This window comes from Propionispora sp. 2/2-37 (assembly GCF_001298735.1).
Taxonomy (GTDB): Bacteria; Bacillota; Negativicutes; order Propionisporales; family Propionisporaceae; genus Propionispora.
On record NZ_CYSP01000018.1, the window covers coordinates 47907 to 70216 of the forward strand.

The window sequence follows — 22310 nt, forward strand, 5'->3', positions numbered from 1 at the left end:
AATTATGAAGACCGGCAATTCGTTTTTTAAACTCCATACGATGATTGCCATTTTTGTGTGTACTGTGGTGGCCATGTCCCTCCTGGTAACCGATATGCTGATTAGCAATAATGTCGGTAAACAAACACAGGATTCACTATCCGATCATGCCATGGAAATTGCCCGCATTACGGCGTACTCGCCAACCGTCGTTGATGCCCTAACCGGGAAAAGGCCGGCACAGGAAATTCAGGATTACGCGCAAAAGCTTTGCCAGATAAGTAATACCCGGTTTATTGTGGTTATGGATATGAACCGCCTGCGTAAATCCCATCCTACACTGGCCAAAATAGGAACTGTATATGAAGAACATGATGCCGATAAAGCATTCGCCGGTCAGGAAACGACTTCCATTGAAAAGGGCTCACTGGGAAAATCCCTACGGGCCTTTGTCCCTGTCTATAATGACAGCGGCCGGCAAATCGGTGTTGTTTTAGTCGGTATTATGCTGGATAGCGTGTATCAGGCTATCGCCAACAGCCGTTCCAGCATTTATGCCGGAATCGGTATCGGGTTGCTGGTGGGTCTGACCGGGGCGGTATTACTGGCCCGTCACATCAAAAAAATTATGTTTGGCCTGGAGCCATTTTCGATTGCCCGTCTGGTGGAAGAACGCAGCGCCATGCTGCAATCTACCCGTGAGGGGATGATAGCGGTTGACCAGGACGGCCGGATCACTCTTGTCAATGATGCCGCACTGCAAATCTTTGCTAAAGCGGGAATAACCGGTCCGTTTCTCGGACAGCTTGTCGACGAGTGCGTGCCAAATACCCGGCTGCAGAGCGTCTTTAAAACAGGAAAGCCGGAACTGGATCAGGAACAGGATATGAACGGCATTACCGTAATGACTAACCGTACGCCGGTAAGTATTGATGGAAAGATTATTGGAGCCATTGCCACTTTCCGGGATAAAACCGAACTTAGAAACTTAGCGGAACAGCTGACGGGCGTCAGAAATTATGCCGAATCCCTGCGGGCCCAGACCCACGAATTTATGAACAAACTGCACGTGATTCTGGGAATGATCCGCATGGGCGTCTATGACCAGTTGACGGATTACGTCAATCAGATTGCCCATCAGTACCAAGCCAAGGTCGGCAGTATTGTTAAAAAGATCAAAGATCCTGTTTTGGCCGGCTTTCTCCTGGGGAAACAAAGTCAGGCCAAAGAAGCCGGCGCCATCCTGGTATTGACGGAAGACTCCTTCCTTCCCGAATCAGCAAATCCGGAAACGGTACATGAAATGATTACGATTATCGGCAATCTGATTGATAATGCTTTGGATGCGGTGGAAAATACGCCGGACAAACTGATTCAAACCGGATTATATTATGAAAACGGCCAGCTTGTCATCGTCGTGAATGACAGCGGGTCAGGCTTAAGCGAACAAGACAAAGATCATATATTTCTCAAGGGCTATTCTACTAAAGGAGACTATCGCGGCCTGGGCTTGTATTTGGTTACCTGCAGCCTGGAACGGATTGGCGGCCGGATTACCGTAGCTTCCCAGCCGGGGCAGGGAACTCAGTTTACCGTTAGATCACCGTATACTGCTAAGGAGGATGTGGCATGGTAAAAGTTATGATCGTAGATGATGATCCAATGGTGGTAAAGTTTAACGGCCATTATTTAAACATGGTGGAGGGTTTTGAACTGGCAGCAACCGCCCATTCTGCCGCAGAATCGCTGAGGCTGCTGGAAGAATATGAGATTGATCTGGTATTATTGGATATTTTCATGCCCGGAATGGGCGGCCTGGATTTGCTGACACAGCTCCGCAGAATTGGCAAGGGTGTTGACGTAATGATTGTAAGCGCTGCCTGTGACAGCCAAAGCATAAAAACCGCCTTGCGTTTTGGTGCGGTGGATTATATCATTAAACCATTTGAATTCGAACGGCTAAATGCCGCTTTGTCAGCTTACCGGGAACTGACGGCTGTTATGGAGGAACAGGCGCAACTGAACCAGAATGAGCTGGATAGTTTTTTATTGTCCACGAAAAACCGCCCGGTAAGGGAGCCTTTGCCGAAAGGGATTGATCCCCACACGCTAACTACCGTCTGGGAAACCATACAAAGCTTGGACGGCAACGCCTTCTCCACGGAAGAATTAGCCCAACTGGTTGGAATTTCCCGGATTTCCATGCGTAAATACCTGGACTTTTTAAAACAGCGGGATTTGCTGATACTGCGGCTTATTTACGGAACCGTAGGACGTCCGGTGTATAAATACCGCTGCCTGCAGTCTTCCCCGGCACTAAAACGTTTTTTATTTTAAATAAAATATGCCTGGCAAATAACCCGCAGTCCGGGTTATTTTTTATGTAAAGATTTCCCTTACTTTAATTACAAAAAATAAAGAAAATTACAAAATATATGATTCCGGGCAAATTTTTTATACATTTAATATGGATAGAAAATCTATTAATGGGTTCGTTGGAGGTGATAGCTTGGGAGAAATAAAGGAAAAACTAACCGATTGGCAAAAACGCACAGCTAACATCATGAACGGAGGTGGAGAAAAATACATCAAAAAGCAACATGCCGCCGGAAAGTTAACGGCCCGTGAACGGTTGGACAGATTACTGGATTCCGGTACCTTTGTCGAGTTGGACCAGTTTGTAGCTCACCGCTGCACAGAGTTCGGCATGGATCAAAAAGATATTCCCGGCGAAGGCGTAGTCACTGGTTACGGTCTGATCGACGGACGGCTGGTATATGTATTCGCGCAGGACTTTACAGTAATCGGCGGTTCCCTGGGGGAAATGCATGCCCGAAAAATTGTAAAGGTGCAGGATCTTGCGCTCAAAATGGGCGCACCTTTGATCGGCCTGAACGATTCCGGCGGGGCCCGTATTCAGGAGGCGGTTGACGCATTGTCCGGTTATGGCCAGATCTTTTACCGCAATACGCTGTGCTCCGGTGTTATCCCGCAAATTTCGGCCATTATGGGTCCCTGTGCCGGCGGAGCGGTATATTCACCGGCTTTAACGGACTTTGTCTATATGGTAGAAAATACCGGCCAGATGTTTATTACCGGGCCGCAGGTCATTGCAGCAGTAACCGGCGAAACGGTGACAGCCGAACAGTTGGGAGGAGCGATGACCCACAACCAACTCTCCGGAGTTGCCCATTTTATCGCAGCGAACGATGAAGATTGCCTGGCACAAATTCGCCGTTTACTTAGTTTTCTGCCCAGCAACAATTTGGATGATCCGGCCCGTCCGGCGGAAGAACTGAATACTTTCATCCCCGATAATTCCAATCAGCCTTACGATATGAAAGATATTATCACCAACATTGTAGATGACGCCGATTTCTATGAAGTACAGCCTTATTACGCGACCAACCTGATCACAGCCTTTGCCCGGCTGAACGGAAAAACGGTTGGAATTATTGCCAACCAGCCAAAGGTAATGGCCGGTTGTTTGGACACAAACGCTTCGGATAAAGCGGCCCGTTTTATCCGTTTTTGTGATGCCTTTCACATTCCCCTGTTAAACCTGGTAGATGTTCCCGGTTTTCTGCCGGGCACCGACCAGGAATACAGCGGCATTATCCGGCACGGAGCCAAAATGCTGTTTGCCTACTCCGAAGCTACGGTGCCAAAAGTCACCCTGGTTATCCGCAAAGCCTATGGCGGCTCTTATCTGGCCATGTGTTCGCGCGATTTGGGAGCCGATCAGGTTATTGCCTGGCCTAGTGCCGAAATAGCCGTTATGGGGCCGGCAGGTGCAGCCAATATCATTTTTAAAGGGGATCCGGATTTGGCGAATAAAACGGCTGCCTATATCAAAAATTTTTCCACTCCTTACCAGGCGGCAAAACGGGGATTTGTCGATATGGTAATCCAGCCAAGCCAAACCCGCATAACCCTGATTAATGCCTTTGCCATGCTTGCCTCAAAACGGGAAAGCCGTCCGGCCAAACGGCACGGAAACATTCCGTTATAAATTCAGACAGGAGGTTTATCGTCAATGGGACAGCCTGTTACTTCCAATCCGTTATTAATAGCATTAATCAACATGACAGTAGTCTTTGGCGTTTTATACGGTCTTAGCTGGGTAATCCGGTTTATCAACATGATCGATCCGACCCGCAGCCGCAGGCAACCGGCTGCTGCCGCGGAATTGCCGGACTTATCCGCTGCCCTGGAACCGGAGATCCCGCAAGATAGCACCGACGAAGAAATGCTGGTGCTTTTCACAGCGGCAATTGCGGCCGCCGGTTATCCAAACTCACGAATTGTGGCCATCCGCCCCGCTGCCAAGAGCAATTGGACGGAAGCAGCCCGGTTAGAAATGATCACCAAATATCACAGATTTTATTGAATCAAGGAGGATTCCGGATATGAAAAAATTCCGTATAACCTTTAAAGGACAGGTCTACGAGCTGGATGTAGAAGAAATCGGCAGCGCCACTGCGGTCTCTCCTCAGCCGGCAGTGGCTGCTGCCGTGCCACCTGCAGCCACTAAAACTGCGGCTCCGGTAAAAAATACCCCGTCGGCAGCTTCCGCCGGCGGCAAAGTTCTGACTGCACCGATGCCCGGAAAAATTTTAGAAATCAAGGTCAAACCCGGTGCTGCTGTCAAACGCGGCGAGGTTGTGGGATTATTGGAAGCAATGAAAATGCAGAACGAACTGGTGGCGCCTCAGGATGCCCAGGTAGCGGAGATCCGGGTTTCAGCCGGTCAGACCGTATCGACCGGCGATGTTTTGTTCGTCTTTAAATAGACCGGATCTACCAAAACAGAAAGGAGCCTGTCATGGAAGCGTTTATTATTTCTCTGCAAGCGGTATGGGCGGAGAGCGGTTTTGCGGCCTTCACCTCCGGCCATGCCATTATGATTCTGGTCGGCATTGTTCTGTTATATTTAGCTTTTGCCAAAGGATTTGAACCATTGCTACTGGCCCCCATTGCCTTCGGCTGTATTTTGGCCAATTTCCCCAAAACCGGCTTCGAGGAAGATCCGGGCTTAATGCAGGTTATCGCCTGGGGAATCAAAAACGAAGTCTTCCCGCCGCTTATCTTTCTGGGCGTAGGCGCTATGACCGACTTCGGCCCGCTTATCGCCAATCCCTCCACCCTGCTGCTGGGAGCGGCAGCCCAGGTTGGTGTATTTATTTCTCTAATGGGAGCGATGGCTCTGGGCTTTAGTATCCAGGAAGCCGCTTCGATCGGAATCATCGGCGGCGCCGACGGTCCGACCGCCATTTACTTAGCGATTAAGATGGCGCCCCATTTACTGGGTGCCATTGCCGTAGCCGCCTATTCCTATATGTCACTGGTGCCGTTGATTCAGCCGCCGATTATGAAGCTCCTGACAACGCAAAAAGAACGGGAAATTGTCATGGATCAGTTGCGGCCGGTCTCCAAGTTTGAAAAACTGGCTTTCCCGGTTGTTACCACCATTGTAATCAGCCTGCTGCTCCCGCCGATCGCCTCGCTGATGGGCATGCTGATGCTGGGCAACCTGTTCCGGGAATCCGGCGTAACCGACCGCTTATCCGACACGGCCCAAAATGCCCTGATCAATATTGTCACCATCCTGCTGGCAACCGGCACCGGCCTCACCATGAAAGCGGAAAACTTTTTGACCTACCAGACGATTTTAATCATTGTTCTGGGGCTGATTGCTTTTGCCGGCGGAACAGTCGGCGGTGTGCTGTTTGGAAAAATTATGAATTACCTCAGCGGCGGCAAGGTAAATCCTTTAATCGGTTCGGCCGGGGTATCCGCCGTACCTATGGCCGCCCGTGTAAGCCAGATCGTCGGGCAAAAAGCCAATCCGGAGAACTTCCTGCTGATGCATGCCATGGGGCCGAATGTTGCCGGAGTCATCGGCACCGCAGTGGCCGCCGGCACCATGCTGGCCATGCTAAAATAATCGTATCGGATTCTAAACGGCTAAAGGAGGAAAAAAGATGACTCCATCGGTAATAACACTGTTAGTTTTGGGCGTAGTCGCTTTATTATTTGTTACCGAAATAGTCCCGCTGGCGATCACCGCCATGAGCGGGGCCATAGTCCTCGGCATTCTGGGGATTATTCCGATGTCCACGGTATTTTCCGGTTTGTCTAATTCCACGGTAGTCTTGTTTGCCGGGATGTTTGTTATCGGAGCAGCCATGTTTCATACCGGCCTGGCGCAAAAACTGGGAACAGCGGTTGTGCGCTTTGCCGGTACAGGAGAAAATAGTCTGATGTTCGGCACTATGCTGGTAGCTGCCGCAATTTCATCCGTATCGTCCAATACCGGCGCTACCGCCGCGTTAATGCCGGTGGTCATCGGCATCTGTTCCGTCGCCGGCATACCGGCTTCCCGCCAGTTGATGCCGCTCGCTTACGGTGCCGGACTGGGCGGCATGATTACTATGGTCGGGACACCGCCTAATATCATTACTGCCGGCGCACTAAAGGCCGCCGGTTTCGAACCCTTCGGTTTTTTTGAATTTGCCTGGATTGGAATCCCGCTTACCATTGCGGGCATTGCTTATATGATGTTTGTCGGAAAATATTTTCTGCCCAGAGAGCAGCTAATTCCGTCCGAGGTGATTATGGATACCGCCGCCAGCCAGGAAGCCGCAGCCGTCAGCCATGACCCGAAAAAAATGTGGATTACCGCAGCCACTCTGATCGGCGTTGTCATTGTGATGGCACTGGACTTGCCGCAATTGCCGCTGGAAGTAGCTGCCGTAATTGGCGCGATTATCCTGGTACTTACCAAATGCCTGACTGAAAAGCAGGCCTATTCCGGCATCGACTGGGTTACCATTTTTTTATTCGCAGGCATGATGCCGATCGCAACCGCCATGGATAAAAGCGGGGCCGGACAACTGATTGCCGATCATGTTGTTGGACTCTTAGGCGGTCACCCCCATCCTTTGATGGTTACTGCCGTGCTCTTTTTATTATCGGGCGGCTTGACCCAATTTATGTCCAACACTGCTTCTGCTGCCTTGCTGGCTCCTATCGGCATATCCATTGCCAAAATTCTGAACGCCAGCCCCTATGCCGTACTGATGGCCATAGCGATTGCCGCTTCCTGCGCTTTTATAACGCCGGTGGGAACACCGCCCAATACCTTGGTTCTGGGGCCCGGCCGCTACCGGTTTATGGATTACGTTAAGGCGGGCAGCGGGCTAACTCTGGTCTGTTTCATCCTCTCCATTATTATCATCCCCTTGGTTTGGCCGTTTTTCCCTAAATAACAGAGAAGTGTCCAACCCCGGTAAGCATAATAAATAAAAGGCTGCGATATAATGTCCGATCAAATACATGTTTTCAATATACTAATGGCTTTTGCCAGCGCCCTGTTGATTATTTATTTGACCGCTAAATGTATTGGCGAAGAAAAGAAGGCACGGTGGTTTAAAAAGAGGGAAAAAGCAGCGAATTCCCTTACCAGGCGCGGCTATCTTGGTGCAACCTGGCAATTCGGCGTCCCCCGCAGCTGGCAGGGCTTGCTGGTTGCCGTTTGCATGTATGTTCTTATTTTTAGCGTCGGTTATCTTCTCATATTCATTCTCTAGCAAATACTGGCTTAAGGGCCTGCTGTCCCTGATAAGAAAACCAACAGCTGAAGGCACTTCCCTTGGATAATCAAAACCAACGGAAGTGCCTTCTTGATATGCCCACCAATCTGAAATGAGTGTTTACTCCAATCGGTCACAAACAATGACCTTCTTAACAACCTAGGAAAACTATCAATCAATGGCCGGCAATTCTGTCGCAGGGAAAACCGTCATTTATGTGGAATTAATATAAGATTAATCCGAAAGTCAACAGGGGATAATATGGCGCTAAAAATAAAACTGCAGACAAAAATTATCAGCCTGGTTTGTATTGTGGTAGCCATCGTACTGCTAGTGACCAGCTTGCTGGTGTCCCGCAGCATCGCTACCCAGGTAAAGGACAGTCTGGGGCGCCAGGCCATGAGCGTCGCCCGGATGATCGCCCGTTCTCCGGTAATTATTGAAGGGTTAACCGGCTCTCGCCCGGCCGGTGATATACAAAAGTATGCCAATGAGAATAAGGATTTAACTAATGTTGCCTTTATTGTCGTACTCAATCCGGATAGCACCCGCCTGTCGCATCCCAATCCGTCCTTGCTGGGCAAACACTTGATGGGCGGTGATGAAAAGGCCGCCATGTCGGGAAAAGAATATCTATCGGAAGCCCGAGGTACCCTTGGTTACTCGCTGCGGGCCTTTACCCCCGTCTACGGGCCGGACGGCCGGCAGGTAGGGGCCGTGCTTGTCGGTATTTTGATGAACTATGTGCAGGATGCGGTACAACAGGCCCAAATGATCGTCATCGTTACCATGGGTATCGGCATGCTGCTGGGGGTTCTGGGGGCTATTTTGCTGGCAAGGGATATCAAGCGGACCTTATTCGGCTTAGAACCGGAAGTTATTGCCAAGCAAATGGAAGAACGCAGCGTCATGCTGCAATCGGTACGGGAAGCCATCATTGCCGTGGATGCAGCCGGCATCATCACCTTAGTTAATGAAGAGGGCCGGCGTTTGCTTAAGTTGAGCGGGTTAAGTTCCGACCCTGTCGGTAAGCCGGTCAATACCTTTGTGCCCAATACCCGGCTAAAGGAGGTTTTATATACCGGCAAAATGGAATTGGATCAGGAACAGGATTTATTCGGGGTGTCCGTGCTGGCCAACCGTGTGCCGCTGTTGGTAAACGGCAACATCGTCGGTGCTATTGCCACCTTCCGCGACAAAACCGAAGTCAAGCGCCTGGCGGAAGAACTGACCGGCGTGCAGGATTATGTCGATGCACTGCGTTCACAGGCCCATGAGTTTATGAACCAGCTGCACGTTATTTTAGGCATGGTCCAGCTGGAAAACTATGATTTGCTCTCCTCCTATATCTGCCGCATAGCATCCGAATCCCAGGCAGAAGTCACCTTTGTGGGACGGCGCATCCGCAATCCGGTGCTGGCCGGATTTATCCTGAGCAAGTTAAGTCTGGCCCGGGAAAAGCAAATCGGTATGTCCCTGTCGGAAACAAGCTTTCTGCCGGCTACACAAAGTGAGGACGTTACCCACGAAGCAGTCACCATTATCGGTAACCTGGTGGAAAATGCTTTCGATGCCGTGGAGGGGAAACCAAAACGCGAAGTGACGCTGGATATTAGCTACAAGAATGGTTGGGCAACCGTTAAAGTCCGGGATACCGGCAGCGGAATTGCCCCCGAACTGGGAGATCGTATTTTTGAAAAGGAAGTATCCACCAAGCCGGGAACACGCGGCTATGGTTTGTATCTCGTAAAGCTAAGTGTGGACAAGCTTGGCGGCTGGATTAAAACCATGCGCCAGGACGAACAAACGGTATTTTTAGTTTCTTTTCCTTATGAAAGTGCAGGTGAAACCGGATGATCAAAGTACTGATTGTCGAAGACGATCCGATGGTGGCCGAATTAAACCGCCGCTATCTGGAAAAACTGGAGGGCTTCGCACCGGCGGCAATTGTCCATACAGCCGACGAAGCCTTGCAATACCTCAAAAATCAGGTAGTTGATCTGGTTCTTCTCGATATCTTTATGCCCGGTATGAACGGTCTGGAGTTATTGTCGGCCATCCGCCGGCAGCAATACGGAGTGGACATCATTCTGGTAACGGCCGCTAAAGACACCCGTTCGGTGCAAACCGCACTCCGTCAGGGAGCCGTGGATTACCTGATTAAACCTTTTGAATTTAAACGGTTTCAAACTGCTTTACATGCTTTCAGGCAGCGAATGAACCTGATTAGAAACCAGGAACAATTTTGCCAGACACAGCTGGATGAACAGGTCTTCAGCCAGCATACCCGTCTAAACAAGACGGAACTGCCCAAAGGGCTGGATCAAAACACCCTTAAGCATGTCTGGTCTTGTATCGCCGCCGCGAAAGACAGTTTTACTGCTAAAGAAATGGCTCAACAGGTGGGTATTTCACAGGTATCTATCCGTAAATATTTAAAATACCTGGAGAGCCAGGAATTGCTGCAGGTTCACATTAACTACCAGGCGGTGGGACGCCCCATAACCATTTACCGGTGTACTGATCCAAACACCATACCCGATTTCATAGAGTAAGAGCCGGAGTTGCTTTTAAAAGCGCTTCCGGCTCTTACTTATTTTAATTAAAAAACCCCTGAATTAACTTATATAATCTATCACAAAAAATTATCTGAATTTATAATAAGCAATGGAATTTTTACTTAAGTTCCTCAAAAACTAACGTAAAAGGAGACAGATTTTATGCTTTTATTGCAAACTATCGTTGTACTTGGCTGTCTGCTGTTAGGTACCCGCTTTGGCGGCATGGGTCTTGGGCTCATCAGTGGTATTGGTCTTTTTATCCTTACTTTTGTCTTCGGAGTAGAACCGGGTAAGCCTCCGATTGATGTTATGCTCACCATCCTGGCGGTTATCGGCTGTGCCTCGGTACTGCAAACTGCAGGCGGTTTAAACGTTATGATGCGTTTTGCCGAACGGCTGCTGCGCCGTCATCCCGACTATATTACCATATTAGCTCCCATCACCACCTGGGGGCTGACCTTCCTCTGCGGTACCGGGCACGTGGTGTATACCATGTTCCCAATCATTTATGATATTGCGATTAAGAAGGGCATTCGTCCGGAGCGTCCGATGGCCGTGGCTTCCGTAGCTTCACAAATGGGCATCGGAGCCTCGCCTGTGTCCGTATCGGTGGTTTCCATGGTCTCTATTTTAGGTCAGGCCCATGGCGTGGGACAAGCTATCGGTATTCTACAGCTGCTGTCCATATCCATTCCTGCAACCTTTCTCGGGGTTGTAGCCGCCGCCCTTTGGAGTATGCACCGTGGCAAGGATTTGGACAAAGACGAAGAATTCCAGGCTAAGTTAAAAGACCCGTCACAACGAGAATTTATTTACGGAGACTCCGAATCTCTGCTCAACAAAGCCTTCCCGAAAGAAGCCTACTGGGCAACCTGGATTTTTTTTGCTGCCATCCTGGGCGTGGTTATATTCGGCGCATTTCCCAATCTAGTACCGTCTTTCGGTCCCCCGGACAAGTTAAAACCGATCTCTATGAATCTGATTATTCAGATGCTTATGCTAATCGCCGGAGCCGTTATTTTAATGACCTGCAAAGTAAACCAGCGGGAAATTGCCAACGGCCCGGTCTTTAAAGCCGGTATGGTGGCTATATTCTCCGTATTCGGCGTAGCCTGGATGGCCGACTCCTTCTTTCACGCTCACTTTACACTGCTGAAGAACTCTCTTGCCGGTGTTGTGGCCACATACCCCTGGATGTATGCTGTGGTATTATTGTTTGTTTCCAAGCTGGTAAACAGCCAGGCAGCAGCCGTCGTAGCCATCGCTCCGATCGGAGTCAGCCTGGGAGTCGATCCGAAAACGATTGTGGCTTTCTTCTCCGCCTCTTACGGCTACTTTATTTTGCCTACCTACCCAAGTGACTTGGCCTGTATTGGCTTTGACCGTTCCGGCACCACCGGTATCGGCAAATTTATTATCAACCACAGCTTTATCGTACCAGGCTTCATTGGTGTTATTACCGGCTGTATAGTCGGCTCCATCCTGGTACGAATTATACTATAGGCTTTACCATTCTTAAACCCTTCATCTTAAAAACCAAGGAGTCCGGATGCCTGAAAGGGCATTCCGGACTCCTTGGTTTTTAAGCCGTCTCCCCTGCCAAATATCTTCTGTTTGCAAGGACAGGCATTCTGCCATATAATGTAACTAGTTATCCTTATCGTTTTTAGGTTGACACTGTATTTGAGATCAAGGGGGAAACTTTCATGCTTTCACAAAATATTCATGATAAAATAAGCAAATCCTCGTGGATACGGGCCATGTTTGAACAGGGCGAGAAACTTCGCAAAATCCATGGACCGGAAAAGGTGTACGATTTCAGCCTGGGCAACCCTGACTACGAACCGCCGCAGGAAGTACAGGCATCGCTTGAGAAATACATAAACGGCCAAACGGCAGGGCTTCACAAATATATGAATAATGCCGGTTATCCTGATATCAGAGAAAAAATAGCGAAAAAAACAAGCGCAGAAACCGGACTGCCGGTAACGCTTAACCATATTATTATGACCTGCGGTGCAGCCGGAGGGCTCAATGTAGTGCTGAAAAGCATTTTAAATCCGGGAGATGAAGTCATCGTCCTGGCTCCGTACTTTGTAGAATACGGTTTTTATGCGGAAAACCATGGCGGTAAATTGGTGGTTGTCCCTACCGATCCTTCTACTTTCGAACCATCGCTCGTCGCGCTGGAAAAAGCCGTCACCCCGAAAACCAAAGCCTTGATTATCAATTCACCGAATAATCCCACCGGGGTTATCTACAGTGAAGAAATATTAAAACAGGTTGCCCGGCTGCTTTCCAACAAGGAAAGGGAGTTTCATACTCAAATTCTGGTTATTTCGGATGAGCCCTACAGCAAAATTATCTATGACGATGCCAAAGTGCCCAGCATTCTCGCTCTTTTCCCAAACTCGGCCATCGTCAACTCCTACAGTAAATCGCTGGCTTTACCCGGTGAACGCATTGGCTATATCGCGGTAAATCCCGGTATCGAAGACGTGGAGTTGTTAATTAGCGGCATGGTCTTCGCCAACCGTACCCTTGGCTTCGTAAACGCCCCTTCTCTCTTCCAAAGAGTTATCGGCGATTCCTTGGATGCCGCAGTCAATACCGATGAATATAAACGCAGGCGCGACTACTTATACAATCATCTGATCGAATTGGGCTTTACCTGCGTCAAGCCGGAAGGAGCCTTTTACCTCTTCCCTAAAGCCCTTATACCTGACGATGTGGAATTTGCGCAGCGGGCGCTGAAATACAATCTGTTAATCGTCCCCGGCAGCGGCTTTGGCTGCCCCGGCTATTTCCGCCTCGCTTACTGCGTCAGCATGGAAACCATCAAAAATTCCATTGGCGCCTTTAAAGCATTGGCGGAAGAGTTTAAAGGCTAAACAAAAAATATAGGGCGCATTCCATTTATTTTATCAACATAATGGAATGCGCCCTTAAACATACTAGGGGAAATCCTGTTATTTTCCTTCAGCCCCGCTGCATGACCTCGGTCACCTTCCACTTCTCATGGGGAATAGTGACATATGCCATCATTTCATTTGGAGCAATACTCCTTTCATCTTTAACCACCAAACAACCGACGATAGCCTCCCCCTCGGGCAGATAATTTGTCATCTCCTCAGTATACCCGACAAATCTGGCCACCTTTCCAGCAAGCACTTTTTCTAACCAATCACGTATCTCATGGGACGTAACATGTACATTATGCTCATGCAATACAACGATACCGTATTTTTGCCACATAATACTCACTCTCCCTTATAAAAGATTACGACCAACAAGCGTAAAACCCTGCCAGACAGTCAAATCCCGGCATCAAGTTTGCCGGGATTTTCATATTCTTTGCAGTAGAACACCGCCTAGACCTATTTTTAAGGGATATAAATATAACCTGCCAGTGAAGTATTGCCCTCTTTTAATAGATAAGCCTTAAGATTTTGCAATGCATTAACGATTTGTGTAAATTGAAGCCTCAGCCAGAAGCGAAAAAAGGTATGTTCCACCCCGCCAAAAACCGGAATCCGGTTTAAGGTATATAAGGTCGAGTTTTCTTTATCCCGTCCAAAATTAACGGTAAAGGCCGCCCGGTATCCTGCTTTTTTCGTCAATTCCACAATTCTCTGATCATAGTCTCCCCCTGGATACGCCAGATACTTCACTTCGCTGCCCAGCCGCCATTCCAAGGCCCGTTTTGACTGGACCAATTGTTTGATCACTTTTTCATCAGAAGCTTTGGACAGAGAGATATGACTCAACGTGTGACTTTCAAAATCGAATCCGTTATCTTTCATTTCTTTAATCTGCGCCCAAGTCAAATACCGGTCATACTTGTCTACAAAATCCGTAATGATAAAGATGGTTGCGCCAAAATGATATTTTTGCATAATCGGGTAAGCAACCTGGTAATTATCTTCATACCCGTCGTCAAACGTAATCAGCACCGGTTTATGGGGAAGTTCTTTCCCTTCTTGTATATAGTCGGTCAACTGATCCGGTGAAATGGCCGTGTAGCCGGCATCATGCAAATACTTCATTTGCGCTTCGAACTCCAAACTACTCAGAGTCAAAGCTGTATGAAACTTATCGTTAACTTGATGATAGTTCAAAACCGGGACTCCCTGAAAATAAGTCAAAGCAATATAGCTTACGCCTGCCGCCACTATAACCGCAATGACAATGCCCCACATAAACTTTTTCGGGGTAACCGCTTTCAAGAAATACAACTCCATTCTCTTCTCTATTGCGCGTAAATAACACTTCGTTTATGTACTGACACCCTACATTATGTGATGCTGAACTTTGCTTTGTCAAGACCTTACATATAAAAAATGGCATTAGCAGCTGGGACCACGCCAATCGTCTGCCAATATAAAAAAGGCTGCACTGATTTCAGTACAGCCTGTAAATCCATAGTCATTTTAAACCAGTCGAAGGTTATTTGCCCAACACTTGTATATAGATATTTCTGTTACGAACCCTGTTTTGATCCCAGTCCACAAAATAGATATATCCGACAGTGCCGGTCATGAGCTTGCCTTCCCTAATGACAAAGGTCGCGCTGGAACCAATGAGCGAAGCGCGAAGATGCGCATCCGTGTTAAGCAATGTACCGGGGTCAGGCGGATAATTCGGATCGTTAAGCCCCATGGCGAATTTCGTGTGCTCCGGTCCCGGACTGCGGTACTGGCCTTCGGTTACGCAGCGGGGGATAATTTTATCCATCACGTTATTCAAATCCACCTGAATAACTTCATCGCCGTTGTAATTTTTATCATGCATATACTCTTCGAAAAATATGGAACAGGTGGTATGGGGAGTGGCTACTACGACAATTCCGTCCTGAACCTTGCTTTCAGCAATCACCCGGCGAACCTCACTGGTAATTTCATGATAGGAAGGCCGGTTTCCATTCGATGTAACAACTAAGCTGTCTCCATAAACAATCATTTCTCTCATCCTTTCTTGGCTTTTTTTAATGCTTGCAGCATTTCAACTATTTTTCCTTTCCGGCTCGGCGCATTCAGTATGCCACTGGTTCCGCCACTGCCATGGGCGCCTTGTGTAATTACCCGGTATACATCATCCCCGGTACTGACTCCGGCCGCCTGAATAATCAAAATAGAAGGATCAATTGATTTCACGGCATCATTGGTTATACGGATATATTCATCATCACTGGTATTGCCTGTACCAATCAGACTGGTAGGTTCACAAATCATCACATCCGGTTTTAAATGAGCGATGGCTTTGCACTGCTGCACGGTATCCGCGCAAACCACCGTAATAATCCCTACCTCGTCAGCCCTTCGCATGGTCCTGTCTAAATCGCACAACGCCAAAGGTTTCTCCGCATGATTTAATATGACGGCCTCAACCCCCGCATGTTTTAATGCTTCCGGCAGGATGCGGCCCATCCCTCGCCCGGGAACAATGCCATCCATATGCTGAGCCGTGACAATAAGCTGCGAAGTGTTTTTTACGATAGCCGGAATATCCACCAATTGCGCCGTAAACATGATGTCCAGATCATATTCCTGGGCTAATTTATCCGTAGCCATTGCTAACTCCAGACTTTCTTCACCATAAATATAAGCTTTCGGATTGACAATAAGAAACGGTGTCTTTATCTGCTTCTTATTCATATTCTCCCTCCTCACTTGTATTAATTAATGGAAACTGTTCTGGTTTCAAAAACGGAATAATAGTGTTTAAGGCAATTCTGGGTACCGGTTTTGGCACTGCTTTTCACTTCCAGGTAATTGCCCGGTTTTTTCCGGTTGATTTCATCCATGGCTGCATTTAAAAAATCAGAAAAAATATTAATTTTTGCAATACCGTTTTGCGCGCATTTTTTTAAATTATTATCTCCGGAGGAAGATCCTCCATGCAAAACTAACGGAATGTCAATGGCTGCAGCAATTTCTTTCAGACGGTCAAAGCTGATTATCGGCCGCCCTGTATACATCCCATGCGCCGTACCAATGGAGATAGCCAACGAATCGACGTTTGTCGCTTCAATAAAATTTCGTGCTTCTTCTACTGTGGTATATATGGAATCACTTAATTCATGGTTTTCATAATTCTCACCCGAACCTACATGGCCGATTTCCGCTTCTACTACGACTCCTCTGGGATGAGCATAGTCGATAATTTCTTTTGTCCTTTCCACATTCGCTTGAAAATCGCACTGTGAAGCATCAATCATGACTGACGAAAATCCTAAGTCGATGCCTCTCTTGATGACGGCGGGAGTTGTCCCGTGATCCAAATGCAAAACTACCGGGACCTTGGCCGCTTCTGCGTACCTTTTACCCATAACGGCAGCTTCTTCAAGGGATATGCTCTCACCTAAATGGCTCTCTGCCAGTGCTGCAATAACAGGCAAATTCAGCTTTTCAGCCACTTCGATGTGCCATTTCAGCCAGTCAAGGTCAATAAAATTGGGAGCCGGAATGGCAAACCTTTCTTTTTGTGCGACCGCAAATAATTCTTTTGACGTAACTAGCATGGTTTATACCTCCCTATCTGCAAAGTGTGAAGTACGCCTTGAACTTTAGTTCATTATAATGAACATTTGTTCATTATAATGCGTAAGGCACCTATGTGCCTATTAATTAATTTTGTTCTTCTTGCTTTTAATTATATCCCTTATAAATCATTTGTCAAGTTTTTCGTGAATTTTCAGTTTTGCCTGATTGTTTGTTTCGATCCGGCTTTGACATGAAAAAATATTTAATATATACTGAAGCGGAAAAGGCAGTTAGAGGAGTTACTATAATGAATAATAATAAATATGAAAACTACTCTATGACGGATAAAATAGAGCTGGTTGCCAATTTATACTATATAAGTAAGCTGTCGCAAAAGGAAATCTCTGAGAAACTGGATATTTCACGGCCCTGGGTATCAAAACTGTTAACCCGCGCGGAAGAAATGAATATTGTCAAAATTGAAATCAACTCCCCTTCGGTAGGCAATCCCCAACTCGAAAGCCGGCTGATGGAACTCTACGGAATTGAAAAAGTTTGCGTTGTAAATTCGTCCTTTGGAAACACCAGAGAAAATACCGCTAAAGCTGCGGCACATTACTTTATTTCAAGAATCCGGCCTCATGATACCATCGGCATCGGCTGGGGCGAGTCGGTCTCAACCACGGTCAAGCACATCGTGCCGCTAAAACTGCCTGATATTAAAATTGTTCCTCTGGCAGGCAGCTTTGGCACCAGCCTTGGTTTCTGGGCAAATTACGGCGCCCACCAACTGGCTGAAACCATCCATGGGACTGCCTATTTACTGCACGCACCGGCATTTTGCCATAGCGCTGAGGAATATAATGCAATTATTTCCAATCCTCAGTCAAGCGAAATATTGAAGCTGGGAGAATCTGCCCATATTCACATCGTCGGTCTTGGAAGCATTGCCCACAGCAATTTAATTAAGCATAATATCATTCAGCCGGATGCGGCCCAGGAATTGCTCGAAGCCGGCTGCGTGGGCGATGTCGCTTTGCATTTTTTAGATAATAACGGCAACATTATCCATACCGACGTAACGGAACGGATTATTAAGGTTAATTTCCTTAAAATGAAAGAAAATGCCCGCGACATCATCGGTATTGCAACAGGTGAGCATAAAGCCGGCATTATCAAAGCCGCACTAAAGGGAAAATTGATAAACGCACTGTTTACCGATGAAGAAACTGCGTTGTTGTTATGTGAATCGTAATGTACATTACGTGGGAGACATGCTGCGGCAGCCCGACCGCATTACCGGCAATCTGCAAAAAAGTCCGGCGGGCCATAGCCAGCCGGAGACTGTAGCCTATTTGTATGCAATATCATAATTTTGTCCATAATACCGAAAGCAAAGGAAACCCCTTCACCTACGTCAAATAAAACAACATGTTCGTGAAAATTGAGCAGAAGGAGGCTAAATTATGCCCGTAATCACTGTGGAAGGTTCCCAGCTCAGCAAAGAACAAAAGCGCGGTCTGATACTGGATTTATCGCAAACCGCAAGTCGCATTATGCAGATACCCCAGGAAGCCTTTGTTGTTTTAATCAAGGAGAATCCTGCAGACAATATCGGCGTTGGCGGAACCATGTTGTCAGAAAGGCATCCTAAAAAGTAAAAAGGTTATAACGACAGAAACAGCAAAAGCCGGGAACAAAAAATCCTCGGCTTTTCCTTGTTTATAGAATTAAAAAAGAACAATCCATGTGAAGTTGTGTCTAAAACGAAACAACGGATAGATTCCTATCAGGAGCGTGCCTTCATGAAAGTGGCTATTATTTCGGATACACACCTCAAGAAAAACTCCGGACAATTGAATGCATTAACTGATACATTGCATAAAGCAGACCTGGTGGTCCATGCGGGTGATTACGGCAATATATGGGTTCTGAAGTATTTACAGGATCATTTCAACTTCACCGGTGTCTGGGGATTAGCACACAATGCCTAGATATTTTAGAGGATTTTCCTTTTTAAATAGTTTAGAATCCAACATGTTTTTAATTAAATCCCTAAATTGGATTAGTTGTTCAGGAGTAAAGTTTTCTTTAAAAAGAAATGCCCATTGCTCCCTGACATTTTCTTTTATCTTACTAAATTCATTCCACTGTAAATAAACTGTAACCATTCTGTAACAAAGAAAAACTATACTAAATCTTATGAATATATTTATAGTTTCTTATAAAACAGTAAACGAAAGGAATGATCAGATGAGAAAAAGTACTTTTAAACTATTCTTGATTTTCGTATTAGTATTATGCTTTTCTATAAATGCTTCAGCCCAGAACGCTCAAGAAATTTCCGAATGGGTTCTTCCTGAACAAGGAGAACCACCTTCCACTCAACCTCAAACAGAAACTAGTGCTTTATATACTCAAATCGGTACGACTGTAACTAAGACTAAACAGACAATTAATGCCCCAAATAAGAATGAATCCGGGATCAAAGTTGCCAAAAGTGGTGTTTTAAATCTGTCGAATTCAATAATTGTTACGACTGGCATTACTTCTTCTGAGGAAGAAAGTAACTTTTACGGCCTCAACGCTGCAATATTAGCAGAGTCGGGCAGCAAAATAAACTTGAAAGACAGTACAATAACAACAACCGGAGAAGGAGCCAACGCCATTTTCGCAACAGGTACGGGTTCAGAAATTAATGTCTCTGACGTCAATATTCATACCTCTGCAAACTCCTCTCGCGGTTTAGATGCAACACTAACCGGTACCGTAAATGCTACAAATGTTAATATTACTACAGAAGGAATGCATAGTGCAGCCATCGCAACGGATCGGGGCAACGGAACCATAAATGTGACAGGTGGTTCTATGAAAACATCCGGAGAAGGTTCACCCGGGATTTATTCAACAGGAGATATTGCCGTTACCAATGCACAACTTATTGCTACTGGATCAGAAGCAGCTGTAGTTGAAGGAAAAAACTCGATCACTTTAAAAAACACCACATTATCCGGTAAAAAAAATTGGGGAGTTATGATGTACCAGAGTTTCTCCGGTGACGCAGAAGTTGGTACAAGCCATTTTACAATGGACGGAGGGTCTCTCTCTGCAGAAACTGGTCCTCTATTTTACATTACCAATACTGAAGCAAATATCAGCCTAAAAAATGTGAAGCTTACTTCTACCACAGGAACCCTATTGTCAGTTGGAGCAGGCAAATGGGGAACACCTGGAGCCAATGGAGCAATGGCAACATTTACTGCCAACGATCAAACTCTTGATGGTAATATTATTTCTGATAAAATCAGTATGGTCAAACTTAACCTGCAAAATAATTCAACATGGAATGGTTCTATAAATGCGGATAATACTGCTAAATCAGTGGAACTAAAACTAGATAAGTCCAGTAAATGGAACGTAACTGGAACTTCTTATTTAACAACTTTAATCGATGATGACACCACCTTATCCAATATAGATGATAATGGTTTTACGATTTATTACAACGCATCCGAAGATTCCAATAAATGGCTAGGTCATAAGACCTTTACGTTAAAAGACGGTGGTAAATTAATGCCCAGAAATTGATCTAACTACCAACTTAAATGATCAAAATGAAAACCATCGTCAGAATAAGTTAAGCCTTTCCTCTTTGCAGTTGCTTTTATGATCACGAGCCTGTTTAGCAGGATTCGACGTTGACTTCGCAATACCTTGGGGTCAAGGGCACGGTGGAGATTACGACCTGAATGAACTCTTTGCCTGGATTGACAAGATCTGCGCCTCTCACCAAGTGAACTAACCACTAAAAACCAGAAAAAAGCGGACCAATCCTACAGTGATTTACCTTATTCATTAGAAGATTGGGATAAAACCTGAACAAAACACCGGGACGATGGTTGTTGCAACCACTGTCCCGGTGTTTTTGCAGCTATAATAGTGCCTGTTTCGTCTTTTCAAAGTCTTCCCGGTTGATTTCACCTTCGGCTGTTAAATTGCAAGGCTTGCTTGGGACAACGCTCGACACAGCGATCACATTTCAGGCAATCGCTATGTTGAAAGCCCCCGGCGCTGCCCTTTGCCGCATAAGGCGCCAGTTGCATCGGGCAGGCTTTTGTACAAAGCTTGCAACCAACACAAGAATTTTCCACCGCTAATGGAAATGGCTTTTTTCGCCGACTAATCCAACTGGCCAGTGTCCCCATCGGGCAAAAAGAACACCAGGCCCGCTGGTGATAAACCAGCCCTAAAACAATACCCACTATCGTCGTAATTAAAATGATCCACACAAACACCCTGCCCATGGCCGCCCAGTTTCCCCAGGCATAAACCATTTGCACTGTAAAGACGGAGATGATGAATAAAACCATAAACGCGCGAAAGGCAGTATGGGAAAAGAACGCGGGAATTTTCCGCTTAGGCGATAGCTTTGCCAGAACATGATCATAGAAGCTGCCCCGCGGGCAGTAATTGCCGCACCAGTACCGCCCCCGAAACGGCGCAACAGCAACAGGCGCAATCATACATGTTAAGGCAATGATGCCGACCGCGGGATAAACTAGCCCGACAGATAAAAATACTAATAAAATCCAAAATAAATAAGGCCGGAGGCGTTTACTCATGGCTGTTCCCCTTTCGTCATTTTCTGGATTGGTCCCCTATTTTTCTTTGTCGGCTATCACTGTATACATCTCGGCATTCACGGCCATCTGCTGAACATTGATAAATCCACACCGGCGCAATAAACCAGCCACATCTCCACTATCCACTCTGTGCTCCAATCAGCATAAACGAGAAAAAGCCTACTCTGAAAAAGAACTACGTCACTTCCATGCGGCCAACCCCTACCCGCAGGGGGGTGGTATCATTTATTATAAATCACCTCATTTTAAAAAGCAATAAGAAATATTGTATCAGAATATCCTCTCATTACTATGATCACATTAGTGAGTAATCTCCTTTTTAAGTCTCCACATTGCCAGGGCAAAGCTTCCACAACACATTACTGCAAATAGCGCAATGACAGGCAGAACATCCCAAAACAAGATCGTTTCTCCAAATATCAACCTGCGTAGAGCGTTGATAATATGTGTAAATGGATTGAGCATCAAGGCAATCTTCAATCCTCCAGACAAGCTTTCAAATGGAAAAAGAGCCGAACTCAAAAAGAAGACGGGTAGTATGATCGCGTTCATTATTGTCTCGTAAATTATTTCATTTGGCAAAAAGAGACTAATGGAATAGGTAAGTCCTGACACGAAAAACGCTGTCATAAAGATTAATAATATCATGAGCACGACCCCGGCAATACCCGACGCCACAGTCACCGAAAAAAAGAGGCTAACAGCGCATAAAATTGCTACCTCCAAAAAGGAAACAAGTATTGCTTCCAGCATTTGTCCTAACACGATAGAGCTTCTACTCACAGGGGCGATCAGTATTCTGTAAAAGCTGCCGTTGGATTTCATAATGAAATTAATCATACCTCCGCTACAACAGGCGGCAAGGGTAACGAGTACTATGATGCCGGGTAGAATAAAAGCAACGTAATTGCCGATTCCCATATTCTTCATTGCCTGTCCGGCAACAGCGCTGTATAAAACAAGCCAAATAAGCGGTTGCAATATTGTAATTGCAATGGAAACAGGGTTTTGAAAACGCCACTTTATATTTCGCCACAAAATATTCAGCAC

At 46.5% G+C, this 22310-nt stretch carries 23 protein-coding genes; 16 read left to right on the forward strand and 7 right to left on the reverse strand.

The annotated features are described in order from the left end of the window. Positions 1–4 precede the first annotated feature (4 nt). The 12 genes from dcuS (P22_RS16940) (at position 5) to P22_RS16995 (ending at position 13026) form a co-directional block, all read left to right on the forward strand. On the forward strand, positions 5–1615 hold the full coding sequence (dcuS, locus tag P22_RS16940; RefSeq protein ID WP_054261418.1) for a DcuS/MalK family sensor histidine kinase: 1611 nt from the start codon (positions 5–7) through the stop codon (positions 1613–1615). Continuing rightward, entirely contained in the window at positions 1609–2316 is a 708-nt protein-coding gene (locus P22_RS16945) for a response regulator (protein WP_054261419.1), read from the forward strand. The genes dcuS (P22_RS16940) and P22_RS16945 overlap by 7 nt, the downstream gene beginning before the upstream one ends. 226 nt (positions 2317–2542) lie before the next feature. Further along, positions 2543–3991, forward strand: a complete 1449-nt coding sequence (locus P22_RS16950) for a methylmalonyl-CoA decarboxylase subunit alpha (protein WP_235814699.1) — start codon at positions 2543–2545, stop codon at positions 3989–3991. Positions 3992–4015: 24 nt separating this feature from the next. Then, positions 4016–4369: an OadG family protein gene (locus tag P22_RS16955; RefSeq protein ID WP_054261421.1), complete on the forward strand. Its 354-nt coding sequence runs from the start codon at positions 4016–4018 to the stop codon at positions 4367–4369. A gap of 19 nt (positions 4370–4388) precedes the next feature. Beyond that, positions 4389–4772 (forward strand): biotin/lipoyl-containing protein, encoded by a 384-nt coding sequence (locus tag P22_RS16960; RefSeq protein WP_054261422.1) that lies wholly within the window; start codon positions 4389–4391, stop codon positions 4770–4772. A gap of 32 nt (positions 4773–4804) precedes the next feature. Further along, positions 4805–5926: a sodium ion-translocating decarboxylase subunit beta gene (locus P22_RS16965; protein ID WP_054261423.1), complete on the forward strand. Its 1122-nt coding sequence runs from the start codon at positions 4805–4807 to the stop codon at positions 5924–5926. Positions 5927–5963: 37 nt separating this feature from the next. After that, positions 5964–7250: an SLC13 family permease gene (locus P22_RS16970; RefSeq protein ID WP_054261424.1), complete on the forward strand. Its 1287-nt coding sequence runs from the start codon at positions 5964–5966 to the stop codon at positions 7248–7250. Positions 7251–7301: 51 nt separating this feature from the next. Beyond that, positions 7302–7571, forward strand: coding sequence for a hypothetical protein (locus tag P22_RS16975; protein WP_054261425.1), 270 nt, complete (start codon positions 7302–7304; stop codon positions 7569–7571). Between the two features lie 264 nt (positions 7572–7835). Next, on the forward strand, positions 7836–9431 hold the full coding sequence (gene dcuS, locus P22_RS16980; RefSeq protein ID WP_054261426.1) for a DcuS/MalK family sensor histidine kinase: 1596 nt from the start codon (positions 7836–7838) through the stop codon (positions 9429–9431). Further along, positions 9428–10129 carry a response regulator gene (locus tag P22_RS16985; protein ID WP_054261427.1) on the forward strand — a complete coding sequence of 234 codons (702 nt, stop codon included), beginning with the start codon at positions 9428–9430 and terminating at the stop codon, positions 10127–10129. Before dcuS (P22_RS16980) ends, P22_RS16985 begins: the two co-directional genes overlap by 4 nt. 165 nt (positions 10130–10294) lie before the next feature. Continuing rightward, complete coding sequence (locus P22_RS16990; RefSeq protein WP_054261428.1) at positions 10295–11638, forward strand: anaerobic C4-dicarboxylate transporter; 1344 nt, start codon at positions 10295–10297, stop codon at positions 11636–11638. Between the two features lie 203 nt (positions 11639–11841). After that, a complete protein-coding gene (locus tag P22_RS16995) occupies positions 11842–13026 on the forward strand; it encodes a pyridoxal phosphate-dependent aminotransferase (RefSeq protein ID WP_054261429.1) in 1185 nt (394 codons plus the stop codon). Positions 13027–13114: 88 nt separating this feature from the next. Here P22_RS16995 and P22_RS17000 read toward each other — a convergent pair whose 3' ends face one another. The 5 genes from P22_RS17000 to P22_RS17020 form a co-directional block, all read right to left on the reverse strand. Continuing rightward, positions 13115–13390, reverse strand: a complete 276-nt coding sequence (locus P22_RS17000) for a hypothetical protein (RefSeq protein WP_054261430.1) — start codon at positions 13388–13390, stop codon at positions 13115–13117. Between the two features lie 128 nt (positions 13391–13518). Next, the gene (locus P22_RS17005; protein ID WP_082378543.1) at positions 13519–14361 is read right to left on the reverse strand and encodes a polysaccharide deacetylase family protein; all 843 of its coding nucleotides are present in this window, start codon (positions 14359–14361) and stop codon (positions 13519–13521) included. A 220-nt stretch (positions 14362–14581) separates the two neighbouring features. After that, a complete protein-coding gene (locus tag P22_RS17010) occupies positions 14582–15094 on the reverse strand; it encodes a YjbQ family protein (RefSeq protein ID WP_054261431.1) in 513 nt (170 codons plus the stop codon). Positions 15095–15099: 5 nt separating this feature from the next. Continuing rightward, on the reverse strand, positions 15100–15789 hold the full coding sequence (locus tag P22_RS17015) for a triose-phosphate isomerase (RefSeq protein WP_054261432.1): 690 nt from the start codon (positions 15787–15789) through the stop codon (positions 15100–15102). A gap of 20 nt (positions 15790–15809) precedes the next feature. Continuing rightward, positions 15810–16655 carry a class II fructose-bisphosphate aldolase gene (locus P22_RS17020; protein ID WP_054261433.1) on the reverse strand — a complete coding sequence of 282 codons (846 nt, stop codon included), beginning with the start codon at positions 16653–16655 and terminating at the stop codon, positions 15810–15812. Positions 16656–16924: 269 nt separating this feature from the next. Between P22_RS17020 and P22_RS17025 the strand changes: the two genes are divergently transcribed. The 4 genes from P22_RS17025 to P22_RS17040 all read left to right on the forward strand — a co-directional run bounded on the left by P22_RS17025 (position 16925) and on the right by P22_RS17040 (position 20205). Next, positions 16925–17872, forward strand: a complete 948-nt coding sequence (locus tag P22_RS17025; protein WP_054261434.1) for a sugar-binding transcriptional regulator — start codon at positions 16925–16927, stop codon at positions 17870–17872. A 211-nt stretch (positions 17873–18083) separates the two neighbouring features. Beyond that, on the forward strand, positions 18084–18278 hold the full coding sequence (gene dmpI, locus P22_RS17030; protein WP_054261435.1) for a 4-oxalocrotonate tautomerase DmpI: 195 nt from the start codon (positions 18084–18086) through the stop codon (positions 18276–18278). Between the two features lie 144 nt (positions 18279–18422). Next, positions 18423–18611 carry a metallophosphoesterase family protein gene (locus tag P22_RS17035; RefSeq protein ID WP_054261436.1) on the forward strand — a complete coding sequence of 63 codons (189 nt, stop codon included), beginning with the start codon at positions 18423–18425 and terminating at the stop codon, positions 18609–18611. 259 nt (positions 18612–18870) lie between these two features. After that, a complete protein-coding gene (locus P22_RS17040; RefSeq protein WP_054261437.1) occupies positions 18871–20205 on the forward strand; it encodes a hypothetical protein in 1335 nt (444 codons plus the stop codon). A gap of 389 nt (positions 20206–20594) precedes the next feature. On the opposite strand, the gene P22_RS17045 is transcribed toward P22_RS17040, so the two are convergent. After that, entirely contained in the window at positions 20595–21239 is a 645-nt protein-coding gene (locus P22_RS17045) for a 4Fe-4S binding protein (protein ID WP_054261438.1), read from the reverse strand. Between the two features lie 321 nt (positions 21240–21560). After that, on the reverse strand, positions 21561–22310 hold the full coding sequence (locus tag P22_RS17050; protein ID WP_156319026.1) for an ABC transporter permease: 750 nt from the start codon (positions 22308–22310) through the stop codon (positions 21561–21563).

What these genes read in the sequence shown, in the direction of transcription:
- dcuS (WP_054261418.1), top strand. Translation starts at nt 5, where the DNA reads ATGAAGACCGGCAATTCGTTTTTTAAACTCCATACGATGATTGCCATT.
- P22_RS16995 (WP_054261429.1), top strand. Translation starts at nt 11,842, where the DNA reads ATGCTTTCACAAAATATTCATGATAAAATAAGCAAATCCTCGTGGATA.
- P22_RS16970 (WP_054261424.1), top strand. Translation starts at nt 5,964, where the DNA reads ATGACTCCATCGGTAATAACACTGTTAGTTTTGGGCGTAGTCGCTTTA.
- P22_RS17045 (WP_054261438.1), bottom strand. Translation starts at nt 21,239, where the DNA reads ATGAGTAAACGCCTCCGGCCTTATTTATTTTGGATTTTATTAGTATTT.
- P22_RS17010 (WP_054261431.1), bottom strand. Translation starts at nt 15,094, where the DNA reads ATGATTGTTTATGGAGACAGCTTAGTTGTTACATCGAATGGAAACCGG.
- P22_RS16955 (WP_054261421.1), top strand. Translation starts at nt 4,016, where the DNA reads ATGGGACAGCCTGTTACTTCCAATCCGTTATTAATAGCATTAATCAAC.
- P22_RS17035 (WP_054261436.1), top strand. Translation starts at nt 18,423, where the DNA reads ATGAAAGTGGCTATTATTTCGGATACACACCTCAAGAAAAACTCCGGA.
- P22_RS16965 (WP_054261423.1), top strand. Translation starts at nt 4,805, where the DNA reads ATGGAAGCGTTTATTATTTCTCTGCAAGCGGTATGGGCGGAGAGCGGT.
- P22_RS16945 (WP_054261419.1), top strand. Translation starts at nt 1,609, where the DNA reads ATGGTAAAAGTTATGATCGTAGATGATGATCCAATGGTGGTAAAGTTT.
- P22_RS17040 (WP_054261437.1), top strand. Translation starts at nt 18,871, where the DNA reads ATGAGAAAAAGTACTTTTAAACTATTCTTGATTTTCGTATTAGTATTA.
- P22_RS16985 (WP_054261427.1), top strand. Translation starts at nt 9,428, where the DNA reads ATGATCAAAGTACTGATTGTCGAAGACGATCCGATGGTGGCCGAATTA.
- P22_RS16990 (WP_054261428.1), top strand. Translation starts at nt 10,295, where the DNA reads ATGCTTTTATTGCAAACTATCGTTGTACTTGGCTGTCTGCTGTTAGGT.
- P22_RS16975 (WP_054261425.1), top strand. Translation starts at nt 7,302, where the DNA reads ATGTCCGATCAAATACATGTTTTCAATATACTAATGGCTTTTGCCAGC.
- P22_RS16950 (WP_235814699.1), top strand. Translation starts at nt 2,543, where the DNA reads ATGAACGGAGGTGGAGAAAAATACATCAAAAAGCAACATGCCGCCGGA.
- P22_RS17020 (WP_054261433.1), bottom strand. Translation starts at nt 16,655, where the DNA reads ATGCTAGTTACGTCAAAAGAATTATTTGCGGTCGCACAAAAAGAAAGG.
- dmpI (WP_054261435.1), top strand. Translation starts at nt 18,084, where the DNA reads ATGCCCGTAATCACTGTGGAAGGTTCCCAGCTCAGCAAAGAACAAAAG.
- P22_RS17000 (WP_054261430.1), bottom strand. Translation starts at nt 13,390, where the DNA reads ATGTGGCAAAAATACGGTATCGTTGTATTGCATGAGCATAATGTACAT.
- dcuS (WP_054261426.1), top strand. Translation starts at nt 7,836, where the DNA reads ATGGCGCTAAAAATAAAACTGCAGACAAAAATTATCAGCCTGGTTTGT.
- P22_RS17015 (WP_054261432.1), bottom strand. Translation starts at nt 15,789, where the DNA reads ATGAATAAGAAGCAGATAAAGACACCGTTTCTTATTGTCAATCCGAAA.
- P22_RS17025 (WP_054261434.1), top strand. Translation starts at nt 16,925, where the DNA reads ATGAATAATAATAAATATGAAAACTACTCTATGACGGATAAAATAGAG.
- P22_RS16960 (WP_054261422.1), top strand. Translation starts at nt 4,389, where the DNA reads ATGAAAAAATTCCGTATAACCTTTAAAGGACAGGTCTACGAGCTGGAT.